General features: G+C 68.2%; 12 protein-coding genes. 5 read left to right on the top strand and 7 right to left on the bottom strand.

The window, feature by feature from the left end; translation table 11 throughout:
* Positions 1-28: 28 nt before the first annotated feature.
* The 4 genes from ACIQZN_RS27380 to ACIQZN_RS27395 all read right to left on the bottom strand — a co-directional run bounded on the left by ACIQZN_RS27380 (position 29) and on the right by ACIQZN_RS27395 (position 3,871).
* On the bottom strand, positions 29-598 hold the full coding sequence (locus tag ACIQZN_RS27380) for a hypothetical protein (RefSeq protein ID WP_403999119.1): 570 nt from the start codon (positions 596-598) through the stop codon (positions 29-31).
* A gap of 44 nt (positions 599-642) precedes the next feature.
* Positions 643-1,908, bottom strand: a complete 1,266-nt coding sequence (locus tag ACIQZN_RS27385) for an MFS transporter (RefSeq protein ID WP_403999122.1) — start codon at positions 1,906-1,908, stop codon at positions 643-645.
* A 113-nt stretch (positions 1,909-2,021) separates the two neighbouring features.
* On the bottom strand, positions 2,022-3,104 hold the full coding sequence (locus tag ACIQZN_RS27390; protein ID WP_403999125.1) for an inositol-3-phosphate synthase: 1,083 nt from the start codon (positions 3,102-3,104) through the stop codon (positions 2,022-2,024).
* 62 nt (positions 3,105-3,166) lie between these two features.
* The gene (locus ACIQZN_RS27395; RefSeq protein ID WP_403999128.1) at positions 3,167-3,871 is read right to left on the bottom strand and encodes a PadR family transcriptional regulator; all 705 of its coding nucleotides are present in this window, start codon (positions 3,869-3,871) and stop codon (positions 3,167-3,169) included.
* Positions 3,872-4,258: 387 nt separating this feature from the next.
* Here ACIQZN_RS27395 and ACIQZN_RS27400 point away from each other — a divergent pair, with 387 nt between their 5' ends.
* Together ACIQZN_RS27400 and ACIQZN_RS27405 are read left to right on the top strand one after the other, a co-directional pair.
* Positions 4,259-7,012 (top strand): transglycosylase domain-containing protein, encoded by a 2,754-nt coding sequence (locus tag ACIQZN_RS27400; protein ID WP_403999131.1) that lies wholly within the window; start codon positions 4,259-4,261, stop codon positions 7,010-7,012.
* A gap of 88 nt (positions 7,013-7,100) precedes the next feature.
* Positions 7,101-8,606 carry a glycosyltransferase family 87 protein gene (locus ACIQZN_RS27405; protein WP_403999133.1) on the top strand — a complete coding sequence of 502 codons (1,506 nt, stop codon included), beginning with the start codon at positions 7,101-7,103 and terminating at the stop codon, positions 8,604-8,606.
* A 19-nt stretch (positions 8,607-8,625) separates the two neighbouring features.
* On the opposite strand, the gene ACIQZN_RS27410 is transcribed toward ACIQZN_RS27405, so the two are convergent.
* The 3 genes from ACIQZN_RS27410 to ACIQZN_RS27420 all read right to left on the bottom strand — a co-directional run bounded on the left by ACIQZN_RS27410 (position 8,626) and on the right by ACIQZN_RS27420 (position 11,359).
* Positions 8,626-9,657, bottom strand: a complete 1,032-nt coding sequence (locus tag ACIQZN_RS27410) for an alanine racemase (protein WP_018101875.1) — start codon at positions 9,655-9,657, stop codon at positions 8,626-8,628.
* A gap of 106 nt (positions 9,658-9,763) precedes the next feature.
* Positions 9,764-10,882, bottom strand: coding sequence for a lipid II:glycine glycyltransferase FemX (locus ACIQZN_RS27415; RefSeq protein ID WP_403999136.1), 1,119 nt, complete (start codon positions 10,880-10,882; stop codon positions 9,764-9,766).
* Positions 10,883-11,044: 162 nt separating this feature from the next.
* Positions 11,045-11,359: a hypothetical protein gene (locus ACIQZN_RS27420; protein ID WP_403999139.1), complete on the bottom strand. Its 315-nt coding sequence runs from the start codon at positions 11,357-11,359 to the stop codon at positions 11,045-11,047.
* A gap of 278 nt (positions 11,360-11,637) precedes the next feature.
* Between ACIQZN_RS27420 and rpsF the strand changes: the two genes are divergently transcribed.
* From rpsF to rpsR, 3 genes are all read left to right on the top strand, one after another.
* Positions 11,638-11,928 carry a 30S ribosomal protein S6 gene (gene rpsF, locus ACIQZN_RS27425; protein WP_018101872.1) on the top strand — a complete coding sequence of 97 codons (291 nt, stop codon included), beginning with the start codon at positions 11,638-11,640 and terminating at the stop codon, positions 11,926-11,928.
* A 74-nt stretch (positions 11,929-12,002) separates the two neighbouring features.
* Complete coding sequence (locus ACIQZN_RS27430) at positions 12,003-12,605, top strand: single-stranded DNA-binding protein (protein ID WP_161207614.1); 603 nt, start codon at positions 12,003-12,005, stop codon at positions 12,603-12,605.
* Between the two features lie 43 nt (positions 12,606-12,648).
* Positions 12,649-12,885, top strand: a complete 237-nt coding sequence (rpsR, locus tag ACIQZN_RS27435; RefSeq protein WP_003967857.1) for a 30S ribosomal protein S18 — start codon at positions 12,649-12,651, stop codon at positions 12,883-12,885.
* Position 12,886: the final 1 nt, after the last annotated feature.

The following is a 12,886-nucleotide window of genomic DNA, read 5'->3' on the forward strand; positions in this document are numbered from 1 at the left end:
CGATCGATGTTCTGGGTGCTGCGGAGGTTCAGTTCGTCGTCTTGAGCGGCGTCAGGCAGAGCACCACGCTGTTCCGGCTCTTACGGCGACCCGAGCTCTCGGTGTAGGCGGAGTACTTCTCCGGGTCGCAGAGGTCCGTGTCGGTGGTGTTGTCGTGCACCTCGGCGACCTTGTACTCGGCGGCGGACGAGCCGCAGTCGACGGAGTTCATGTCCGGGTTGTAGTTGGTGCCCTTGTTCTCGAAGCAGTCTCCGACCGCAGCGGCCTTGGCGTCGGACTCGAACATGTCGCCCAGGCCGAACTTCAGGGCGCCGAGCACGACGAGGCCCACGACGATGATGATGATGTTGCGGGTGGCGAGGAACGCCTTCTTGCCGCCCGAGGGCTGCGGAGGCCCCTGGGGAGGAGTGCCCCAACCCTGGGGCTGCTGCGGCTGCTGAGGAGCTCCCCAGCCCTGCGGCTGCTGCGGCTGCTGAGGGCCGCCCCACCCCTGCTGGGGCTGTTGCGGCGGGTAGCCGTATCCGCCCTGCTGCGGCGGGTAGGGCTGGGCCGGCTGCTGTCCGTAGGGACCGCTGCCCTGCTGCGGCGGATAAGTCATCTGAGTGCCCCCGTGATTCGTGCGTCTTGTTTGACGCGGGCACGCTATAGGACATCACTGCCTCGACTCCAATGCGCGAGGTACAGGGCAGAACTTGCGTAGAGCACTGCCACGCCGATCACCAGCACCGCGGACCGGCCGTCAGGAGGAAGCATCAGCGCGGCGACTGCCGCCGCGGCGACGAACGCCACGTTGAACAGCACGTCGTAGAACGAGAAGGCCCTGCCCCGGTAGGCGTCGTCCACGGCGGTCTGCACCACGGTGTCCGTGGCGATCTTCGCCCCCTGGGTGACGAGTCCGAGGACGAACGCGGCGACGAGCATCGGCACCGGAGCGAACCACAGCCCCAGGGCCGGTTCGAGGATCGCGGCGGTGCCCGCACACACCACCATCCAACGGAGGCGCCCGAGCCGCCCCGCGGCCCAGGGAGTCAGTACGGCCGCCGCGAAGAACCCGGCGCCGGAGATGACCACCGCGAGGCCGAGGAGGGCCAGACCATCGTCCTCGCTGTCCGTCCAGGCGTACCGGCAGAGCATCAGGACCATGACGGTCAGTGCCCCGTAACAGAACCGGACGACCGTCATCGCGGCCAGTGCCCGGGACGCGTCCCGGTGCTTCATCAAGTGCCGCAGTCCGTCGAGGAGTCCGCCGGCCGCCGCGGCCAGCGCTGCCCGCAGCGACATGCGCCCGGTGCCGCGGTCCGGCCCGAGGAGCCCTGCCGCCAGGCTCAGCGCGGCCAGCGCCGAGGCGAGATAGAGGGCCGCCCCGAGCAGCACCACGGCGGAGTCCGAAGCCGCCAGCAGCCGCACCAGGAAGGCGAGTCCGCCGCCCGCGGTGGCGGCGAGGGTGCCCGCGGTCGGCGACAGCGAGTTGGCGAGCACCAGGTGCTTCCGCTCGACCACGCGCGGCAGAACGGCGGAGAGACCGGCGAGGACGAAGCGGTTGACCGCTGTGACGCACAGCGCGGAGGCGTAGAAGAGCCACGTCGGAGCCGAACCGAGGATCAGGAGGGCGGTGCAGCAGGCGAGCCCGGAGCGCAGCAGGTTGCCGTAGACGAAGACCTGACGGCGGGGCCAGCGGTCCAGCAGCACACCCGCGAAGGGGCCGACGAGTGAATAGGGGAGCAGGAGCACGGCCATCGCGGAGGCGATCGCCCCGGCGGACGCCTGATTCTCCGGCGAGAAGACCACATGCGTGGCCAGGGCCACCTGATAGACGCCGTCGGCCGACTGGGACAGGACCCGCACGGCCAGCAGGCGGCGGAAGTCCGGGAGGCGGAGAAGTATGCGCAGGTCGCGCGCGACGGGCATGGGAGCAAGGGTCACACACGACGAGGGTCCCCGGGCGGATTGCCCGGGGACCCTCAACGGCGCGGCAGCCGAGAAGCGTTGCCGCTTCTCACCTGCGCGGCTGACTCACGGAGTCAGTTGGAGACCTCACCGCGGATGAACTTCTCGACGTTCTCGCGGGCCTCGTCGTCGAAGTACTGCACCGGCGGGGACTTCATGAAGTACGAGGAGGCCGAGAGGATCGGGCCACCGATGCCGCGGTCCTTGGCGATCTTCGCGGCACGGACGGCGTCGATGATGACACCGGCGGAGTTCGGGGAGTCCCAGACCTCGAGCTTGTACTCCAGGTTCAGCGGGACGTCACCGAAGGCGCGGCCCTCGAGGCGCACGTACGCCCACTTGCGGTCGTCCAGCCAGGCCACGTAGTCCGACGGGCCGATGTGGACGTTGTCCGCACCGAGCTCGCGGTCACGGATCTGCGAGGTGACGGCCTGCGTCTTGGAGATCTTCTTGGACTCCAGGCGCTCACGCTCGAGCATGTTCTTGAAGTCCATGTTGCCGCCGACGTTCAGCTGCATCGTGCGGTCCAGGATGACGCCCCGGTCCTCGAAGAGCTTCGCCATCACGCGGTGCGTGATGGTGGCGCCGACCTGCGACTTGATGTCGTCGCCGACGATCGGGACACCGGCCTCGGTGAACTTGTCCGCCCACTCCTTGGTGCCGGCGATGAAGACCGGAAGAGCGTTGACGAACGCGACCTTGGCGTCGATGGCGCACTGGGCGTAGAACTTCGCGGCCACCTCGGAACCCACCGGGAGGTAGCAGACGAGGACGTCGACCTTGCGGTCCTTGAGGATCTGGACGATGTCGACCGGGGCCTCGGCCGACTCCTCGATGGTCTGGCGGTAGTACTTGCCGAGCCCGTCGTGGGTGTGGCCGCGCTGGACGGTGACACCGGCGTGCGGCACGTCGCAGAGCTTGATGGTGTTGTTCTCGCTCGCACCGATGGCGTCCGAGAGGTCCAGGCCGACCTTCTTCGCGTCGACGTCGAAGGCGGCGACGAACTCGACGTCCCGCACGTGGTACTCGCCGAACTGGACGTGCATCAGGCCGGGCACCTTGCCGGCCGGATCGGCGTCCTTGTAGTACTCGACGCCCTGGACCAGCGAGGCGGCGCAGTTGCCCACGCCGACGATGGCTACGCGAACCGAACCCATTCCGGTTGCTCCCTGTGTGTAATGGATGTTTCTGATGAGCCCGCCGCGGATCTGCGGTGAACTCACTTGGCGGTGTCGCCGGACGGATCCGGCGGGTTGTCTCCCCGCCGGGGCAGGCCGTCAGGCTCTCCTGCGGTGTTCTGCTGAGCTGAGCCCTCGGGCGAGGATCGTCGCTGATCCCGTCCCGACCGCTCGCTCTCGATGAGCTCGTTCAGCCAGCGCACTTCGCGCTCCACGGACTCCATGCCGTGTCGCTGCAGCTCAAGTGTGTAGTCGTCGAGGCGCTCACGGGTGCGGGCCAGAGAGGCGCTCATCTTCTCGAGGCGCTCCTCCAGCCGGCTGCGACGGCCTTCCAGCACCCGCATACGCACGTCGTGCTCCGTCTGCCCGAAGAAGGCGAAGCGAGCCGCGAAGTGCTCGTCCTCCCAGGAATCGGGGCCGGTGTGCGAGAGCAGCTCCTCGAAGTGCTCCTTACCTTCAGCCGTCAATCGGTAGACGATCTTGGCGCGACGCCCTGCCAGGGACGAGGCGGGAGCGACGGGCCGGCCGGAGCCGGGTGCCGCCTCCGCCGGAGCAGTCCCCGGTTCCTCGATCAACCAGCCGCTGGCGACCAGCGTCTTGAGGCAGGGGTAGAGCGTCCCGTAACTGAAGGCACGGAAGATGCCCAACGAGGTGTTGAGGCGCTTGCGCAGCTCATAGCCGTGCATGGGGGATTCGCGGAGCAGTCCGAGGACGGCGAACTCGAGGATGCCGGAACGTCTGCTCAACCTCGCCTCTCCCTCTCCGAGTGCTCTCACGGTCCCTTGTACCGGGTCGATGTACCGAGCTGATGTATCGACTCGATACATCAGCACGATAGATCGGACCGGCGATGCCGACAAGGGGAGCCTCAGTGAGCGGCGTCACATCGACAATTCGTAGGAACCGACTTGCGTTATTTGGGGTGAAGTTCGGTCCCAGGAGGGTTTTGACCGTGCGTAGTCTGTGCGGCATGCAGACCACCCGGAACCGCGAGACGCGCGCGTGCGTCAGTGCTCGCGGGCCATCCGGACGCATTGCGGGAGAGCCCGTCGCCGGGCCGGCCCGTCATTCGGGGGACCGGATCTCACCTGCCGCTTCCAGGCGCTCTCGCCTGCCCGAGGAGTAGTCGTTCGATGAGCGAGCACCGTCGCAAAACGTCGCAACCGCAAGGTGGCGGACGTGCCGCGGCCCGACGAGCCGCCCAGCAGTCCTCAGGACGCCGCGCGGCACCGTCACGCGGAGTAACTTCAGCCTCACCTTCCGACTCGCACAGCGAGGAGGCCCCGTACGCAGGCCGTGCAGCCGCCAGACGGGCGGCCCAGCGCGGCGCTGGAGGCCGCGGGGGTTCGGACGGCGGCGGACGGCGTCGCGGTGGCGGGGACGGCGGGGACAGCGGGCACGAGGGCCGCGGGCGCGGCGCCCGGCGCCCGGTCAAGAAGCGCTTCATCGACTACCCGCGCGCCGGCCGCCAGGGCCTGCGCCGCTGGGTCCCGTCATGGAGGCTGGTGTCCAGCCTGTGCATCGGCTTCCTCGGCCTGCTGATGGGCCTCGCCGGTCTCGCGTACGCGATGGTCGCCAAGCCGGAGGTCCAGGCCGCGGCGAAGGCGGAGAACAACGTCTACTTCTGGGCGGACGGCAGCCAGATGGTGGCCACTGGCGGTGAGGTCAACCGCCAGGTCATCGACTATGCGCAGATCCCCGAGGCGATGCGCAACGCCGTCATCTCGGCCGAGAACAAGTCCTTCGACACCGACCACGGCATCGACCCCATGGGTATCGCCCGCGCCGTCTTCAACATGGCCAAGGGCGGCGAGACCCAGGGCGGTTCGACGATCACCCAGCAGTACGTCAAGAACTCGCGGCTGTCGCAGGAGCAGACCCTCAGCCGCAAGTTCGAGGAACTCTTCATCACGCTCAAGGTCGGCAGCGAGATGAAGAAGAAGGACGTCATGGCCGGGTACCTGAACGTCTCGTACTACGGGCGCGGCGCCTCCGGCATCCAGGCCGCGGCCCGTACGTACTACGGCAAGGACGCCAAGGACCTGAACGGCAGCCAGTGCGCCTTCCTGGCCAGCCTCCTCAAGGGCGCCAGCTATTACGACCCGGCCGGTGCGCCGGAGGTCGACTCGGTGCAGGCGACCGCGGCCAAGAACCGCGTGCGGGCGGAGAAGCGCTGGAAGTGGATCCTCGACGAGGAGGTGAAGGACGGCCGGATGTCGCAGAAGGAGCGCGACGGCTACAAGGAGTTCCCGATGCCCAACAAGCCGAAGCGGGCCGCGCAGCTGGGCGGCCAGATCGGCTACCTCGTCAACACCGCCAATACCGAGATCTTCAATCACACCAAGATCACCAAGGACATGCTCGACCAGGGCGGTTACGAGATCCACACGACCTTCGACAAGACGAAGGTCAACCAGCTCAGCAAGGCCGTCAAGCGCGTCTACGACGAGAACATCGATCCCGACAAGCGTCCGGAAGACACCCACGTGCAGTTCGGCGGTTCGTCGGTCGACCCCAAGACCGGTGCGATCCAGGCGATCTACGGCGGTGTGGACGCGACCACGCACTACCAGAGCAACGCCGACCCCACCGGCGCCGCGGTCGGCTCGACCTTCAAGCCCTTCGTGCTGGCAGCCGCCATGGAGTACGGCAAGCGGGATCCGTCCGGCTCCGAGGAGCAGGACGAGTCGCAGCGTACGAAGGTCTCGCCGCTCAGCATCTACAACGGTGCCAACAAGCTGAAGATCAAGAAGTACAACGGCGACGTCTGGACCGACAAGGCCGGCAAGGAGTGGCTGCAGACCAACGACGACCACGAGTCGTACGGCAACATCACCCTGCGTGAGGCCATGCAGTGGTCCGCCAACTCCCCCTACGTGCAGCTGGGTATGGACGTCGGTACGGACAAGGTGAAGAAGGCGGCCATCGCGGCCGGTCTGAAGGACGACCGGTACATGGCGGACGCCAGCGTGCCGTCCTTCTCGATCGGTACGTCCTCGCCCAGCACGACGAGCATGGCCGGTGCCTACGCCACGTTCGCGGCCCGGGGCCAGCAGCGCGATCCGTACTCCGTCACCGAGGTGAAGAAGCGCGGCAGGCCGGAGTACCAGCACAAGGCGGTCACCAAGAGCGCCTTCGACAGCGCCATCGCCGACAACGTCACGGACGTGCTCAAGAACGTAGTGACGAAGGGAACCGGTACGTCCGCCCAGCTCCCGGGCCGTGAGGTCGCGGGCAAGACGGGTACGACCGACGACAACCTGTCGGCGTGGTTCGTCGGCTACACGCCGCAGCTGTCGACGGCGATCAGCATGTACCGGCTGGACGACAACGAGAAGCACAAGAACCGCGCCTTCGAGAAGATGTATGGCACCGGTGGCAAGGACAAGATCCACGGCGCCTCGTTCCCCGCACAGGTCTGGCACGACTACATGGTCGAGGCCATGAAGAAGGAGAAGGCGGAGCCCTTCCCCAAGGCGGAGCCGATCGGGGACAAGGTCTACGGCGGCGGCGCGTCCAAGAAGCCCTCGCCGACGCCGACGCCCACGCCGACCGAGAGCGAGACGACGACGCCGACCCCGACGCCCACTCCGACGCCCACCCCGACGCCCACACCCGATCCGAGCGAGAGTTGCGGAACGTGGGGCTGGAACTGCCAGAACAACGGCGGCGCCAACGCGGGCACCGTTCAAGGGAACGACGGCGGTACGGACACGGGTACGAGCCAGGGCAACGACGGCGGCACGGATACCGGCACCTCCACCGGTACGACCGGCGGAGACGACGGTTCCGACGGGGGCACCACCGGAGCCAACAACGGCACCACCAACGGCACCGGGAACAACAGCACCGGGAACAGCAACTGGTGGGGTGACACGACCGGGTAGAGCCCGGTACAGCAGGCGATGAGGGCCGCGGCACCCCGGTGCGGCGGCCCTCGTCCGTTCCACAGCGCCGTACGGCAGGATGTGCGGCATGCCAAGCGCAGAGGACACGAGCGTGCACCAGGAACGGCCCGTCGTACGGCCCACGCACCGGGACGAGGTCGCGGCGGCCGGGAGCGAGCTGATCGGCGGAAGGTCGGGCCGCTGGTCGCGGCTCGGCAGTGCCGCACTCACCCCGGTGGGGGCGATCGCGCTGGTGGCCATCGGGATGTTCGCGCTCGGCATGGTGCAGAAGCTGCCCTGTTACAACTGGGCGTGGTTCAGGGGATCCGGCTCCCAGTACACGCACGCGTGCTACTCGGACATCCCGCACCTGTACTCGGGCCGCGGCTTCGCGGACGGACTGGTGCCGTACTTCGACCGGCTGCCGGGGGACATGCAGTTCCTGGAGTACCCCGTCCTCACCGGGGTGTTCATGCAGGTCGCGGCGTGGCTGACCCCGGGCGGCGGTTCCATCCAGGGGCAGGAGCAGACCTACTGGCTGGTCAACGCCGGGATGCTGATGATCTGCACCGCCGTGATCGCCGTCTGTGTCGCCCGCACGCACCGGCGGCGGCCCTGGGACGGTCTGCTGATGGCGCTCGCGCCCGCCTTCGCGCTCACCGCCACGATCAACTGGGACCTGCTGGCCGTGGCGCTCACCGCCGGGGCGATGCTCATGTGGTCCCGGAGCCGCCCGCTGGCGTTCGGTATCCTCATCGGCCTCGCGACGGCCGCGAAGCTCTATCCCGTCCTGCTGCTGGGGCCCGCGTTCGTCCTGTGCTGGCGGGCGGGCAAGTGGCGGGAGTTCGGGGCGGCGGCGCTGGGCACGGCCGCCTCCTGGCTGGTGGTCAACCTGCCGGTCATGGTCTTCGCGCCCGAGGGGTGGAAGAAGTTCTACACCTTCAGCGAGGAACGCGGCATCGACTTCGGCTCGTTCTGGCTGGTCATCACGCAGCGCACCGGTGAGCCCATCGACGTCGGCACGGTCAACACCGTCTCGACGGTGACCACCATCGCCCTGTGCGCCGCGATCGGCGTCCTGACCCTGACGGCACCGCGCCGGCCGCGCTTCGCGCAGCTCGCGTTCCTCGTCGTCGCGGTGTTCATCCTCGTCAACAAGGTCTACTCACCGCAGTACGTCCTGTGGCTGATCCCGCTCGCCGCGCTGGCCAGGCCCCGCTGGCGGGACTTCCTGATCTGGCAGACGTGCGAGGTCCTGTACTTCCTCGGGATCTGGCTGTACCTCGCGTACACGACGAGCGGCGACAAGCACCAGGGGCTGCCGACGGAGGGCTATCAGCTGGCGATCGTGCTGCATCTGCTGGGCACGCTGTACCTGTGCGCCGTAGTCGTACGGGACATCGTGATGCCGGAACGCGACGGGGTGCGGCGCGACGGCTCGGACGATCCGTCGGGCGGGGTGCTCGACGGGGCCGAGGACGTGTTCGTACTGTCCCATCTCATCGAGACCGGTGCCGCACGCCGGGAGGCGCTGCCCGCAGCGTCCGGGCCCCGGGTGGAGTGGGGTACGGCCGGCACGCCCGCCGCCGACTGAGCGGGGCGGGCGCGCGGACTCAGCGTTCGACGATGCGGTCGTACTGCGTGGTCGTGTGGCGCAGGTGGGCCACCAGTTCGTCGCCCACCCGGGGCTCCTCGGCGTCCGAGGGCACGAACAGGATCGACACCTGCATGTGCGGCGGTTCGGCGAACCAGCGCTGCTTGCCCGCCCAGACGAACGGGGACAGGTTGCGGTTCACGGTGGCCAGGCCCGCCCGGGCGACACCCTTGGCGCGCGGCATCACGCCGTGCAGCGCCTTCGGGGCCTCCAGGCCCACGCCGTGCGAGGTGCCGCCGGCGACGACGACGAGCCAGCCGTCGGACGCCGCCTTCTGCTGCCGGTAGCCGAACCGGTCGCCCTTGACGACGCGGGTGACGTCGAGCACGGCACCCCGGTACTCCGTCGCCTCGTGGTCCCCGAGCCAGAGCCGGGTGCCGATGCGGGCGCGGAACCGGGTCTGCGGGAACTGCTGCTGCAGCCGGGCGAGCTCGTCGGCGCGCAGGTGGCTGACGAACATCGTGTGCAGCGGGAGCCGGGCCGCCCGCAGGCGGTCCATCCACGCGATGACCTCCTCGACCGCGTCCGACCCGTCCGTACGGTCCAGCGGCAGGTGGAGGGCGAAGCCTTCGAGGCGTACGTCCTCGATGGCCGCGTGCAGCTGCCCGAGCTCCTCCTCCTTGACGCCGTGGCGCTTCATGGAGCTCATGCACTCGATGACGACCCGGGCGCCCACCAGGGCGTGCACCCCGTCCACGGAGGACACGGACCGTACGACGCGGTCGGGCAGCGGCACCGGTTCCTCACCGCGCCGGAACGGTGTGAGGACCAGCAGATCGCCGCTGAACCAGTCCTTGATGCGGGCGGCCTCGTAGGTGGTGCCGACCGCGAGGATGTCGGACCCGAAGCGGATCGCCTCGTCGGCCAGCCGCTCGTGACCGAAGCCGTATCCGTTGCCCTTGCAGACCGGCACGATGCCGGGGAACTGGTCGATAACGGATTTCTGGTGCGCCCGCCAGCGCGCGGTGTCGACGTACAGGGAGAGCGCCATGGCCGGTCCGGAACCCTTCTGGTGGCTGCGGTGGATCAGGGAGGAGAAGTGTGTTCAGGCCCCATTGAAACCAATGGAGCCGGTTTCGTCAGCTGTGGGGCCCGGATCAGCGGCGTGACATGTAGATGTCGAGCGCCTTGTGCAGCAGCTTGTTGAGCGGGAAGTCCCACTCGCCGAGGTACTCCGCCGCCTGGCCGCCGGTGCCGACCTTGAACTGGATCAGGCCGAAGAGGTGGTCGGTCTCGTCCAGCGAGTCGGAGATGCCGCGCAGGTCGTAGACCGTGGCGCCCATGGCGTACGCGTCGCGCAGCATCCGCCACTGCATCGCGTTCGAGGGCCGGACCTCGCGCTTGTGGTTGGCCGAGGCGCCGTACGAGTACCAGACGTGGCCGCCGACGATCAGCATGGTCGCCGCCGCGACGTTCTCACCCTCGTGACGGGCGAAGTAGAGCCGCATCCGGTTGGGGTCCTCGCTGTTGAGGGCCGTCCACATGCGCTGGAAGTAGCCGAGCGGGCGCGGGCGGAAGCGGTCGCGCTCCGCCGTGATCTCGTACAGCCGCTGCCACTCCGAGAGCTCCGCGTAGCTGCCCTGGACAACCTCGACGCCGGCCTTCTCGGCCTTCTTGATGTTGCGCCGCCAGAGCTGGTTGAAGCCCTTGTGGACGTCCTCCAGCGAGCGGTTCGCCAGCGGCACCTGGAAGACGTAGCGGGGCTGTACGTCACCGAAGCCGGCGCCGCCGTCCTCGCCCTGCTGCCAGCCCATCTTCCGCAGCCGGTCGGCGACCTCGAAGGCGCGCGGTTCGATGTGCGTGGCCTCGACGTCGCGCAGGCGCTTCACGTCCGGGTCCTGGATGCCGGCCTTGATGGCCGCTGCGTCCCAGCGGCGGATGATCACCGGCGGGCCCATCTTCACCGAGAAGGCGCCCTGCTGCTTGAGGTGGGCCAGCATCGGCTGCAGCCAGTCGCTCAGGTTCGGGGCGTACCAGTTGATGACCGGGCCCTCGGGCAGGTACGCGAGATAGCGCTTGATCTTGGGGAGCTGCCGGTAGAGCACCAGGCCGGCGCCGACGAGCTGACCGGTCTTGTCGAACCAGCCCAGGCTCTCGGAGCGCCACTCGGCCTTCACATCCGCCCATGCCGGGACCTGCATGTGGCTGGCCGCGGGCAGAGTCTGGATGTAGGCCAGATGCTGCTCTCGGCTGATGGTCCTCAGGGTCAGGCTCATGCGGGGCGCTCCTCGGCAGGTGTGTCCCCATCGGTCAGGGGCTCCGGCTCTCGCGCCGAAGCCTACTGTGGCCGTGAAGCGGGCTGTCTGGCCCCGTGTGCCTGTACGCGTGGGGGGACGGCCCCGTCCGGTGACGGAGCCGCCCCGGCCGGACCCGAGAGGTCAGCCGATCACGCCGCCGAAGAGTCCGCCGTGGGCCATGCCGAGGAAGAACCCGAGGGCGGACGCGCCCATGCCGATGATCAGTGGGAACCTCTCGCGCGTGGTGACGGAGATGTACTGGCCGTACGCCCCCGTGAGGATCCCGATGAGGCCCGCCCATGAGCTGAGCAGGTGCAGGTTGTGGAACATCGCCGAGATGAAGGCGAGGGCGCCGAGGGCGAGCGTGACCACCACGAGCGCGTCCTGCAGCGGATGGGACCTGCCGTCCGTGGCGAAGAGGGAGACGGAGGGGCGGGTCCGCGTTACGTGTGCCATGGAGTACCTCCTGGCCGACATGCGGCGCGGTTGTGGCGCCGCTCACACCCGATGTGTACAGATTGCGTCCCCTGACCACCGGATTTCAACCGGAAGGCGGTCTACGGGTACTCTGGACGGTCTGCACCGGTGTCTGCCCAGGCCACCACGGGCCGTCCCTCCTCATCGAGGGCGTTGTCAGTGGGGCCTGTTCTACTCGGACACCGTTGCTCAACGCATCACGACCCTCCTGCCACGGAACGACCGTGGCCGCTGAGTCCAAAGGAGGTGGGTTCCACATGCGTCACTACGAGGTGATGGTCATCCTCGACCCCGATCTCGAGGAGCGAGCAGTCTCCCCGCTGATCGAGAACTTCCTCTCCGTCGTCCGTGAGGGCGAAGGAAAGGTTGAGAAGGTCGACACCTGGGGCCGTCGTCGTCTCGCTTACGAGATCAAGAAGAAGCCCGAGGGCATCTACTCGGTCATCGACCTGCAGGCCGAGCCTGCGGTCGTCAAGGAGCTCGACCGCCAGATGAACCTGAACGAGTCGGTCCTCCGGACCAAGGTCCTCCGTCCCGAGATCCACTGAGCTTCTAGCTCAGTGGTCATCGGGTTCGAGTAGCAGCAAGCAGCCAGAAGCAATCCCCGCCGAGAGGTTCACCCATGGCAGGCGAGACCGTCATCACGGTCGTCGGCAATCTCGTCGACGACCCCGAGCTGCGCTTCACCCCGTCCGGTGCGGCGGTCGCGAAGTTCCGTGTCGCGTCCACTCCCCGCATCTTCGACCGGCAGACCAATGAGTGGAAGGACGGCGAAGGCCTGTTCCTCACCTGCTCGGTCTGGCGGCAGGCGGCGGAGAACGTCGCCGAGTCGCTCACGCGAGGCATGCGCGTTGTCGTGCAGGGCCGGCTGAAGCAGCGGTCCTACGAGGACCGCGAGGGCGTCAAGCGCACGGTCTACGAGCTGGATGTCGAGGAAGTCGGCCCCAGCCTCAAGAACGCCACGGCCAAGGTCACCAAGACCACCGGTCGCGGTGGTCAGGGCGGCCAGGGTGGATACGGCGGCGGCCAGCAGGGCGGCGGTAACTGGGGCGGCGGTCCCAGTGGTGGCCAGCAGGGTGGTGGCGGTGCTCCCGCCGACGACCCGTGGGCCACGAGCGCGCCTGCCGGCGGCCAGGGCGGGGGCCAGCAGGGCGGCGGCGGAGGCGGCTGGGGCGGAAGCTCCGGCGGTTCCGGCGGCGGCTACTCGGACGAGCCTCCCTTCTAGGGCAGCTCGTACCCCCACTTCTTGATCACACAGGAGAAACACCATGGCGAAGCCGCCTGTGCGCAAGCCTAAGAAGAAGGTCTGCGCGTTCTGCAAGGACAAGACCCAGTACGTGGACTACAAGGACACGAACATGCTGCGGAAGTTCATTTCCGACCGCGGCAAGATCCGTGCCCGCCGCGTCACCGGCAACTGCACGCAGCACCAGCGTGACGTCGCCACGGCAGTCAAGAACAGCCGTGAGATGGCGCTGCTGCCCTACACGTCCACCGCGCGATAAG

The organism is Streptomyces sp. NPDC097595 (assembly GCF_044761525.1).
Taxonomy (GTDB): domain Bacteria; phylum Actinomycetota; class Actinomycetes; order Streptomycetales; family Streptomycetaceae; genus Streptomyces; species Streptomyces drozdowiczii_A.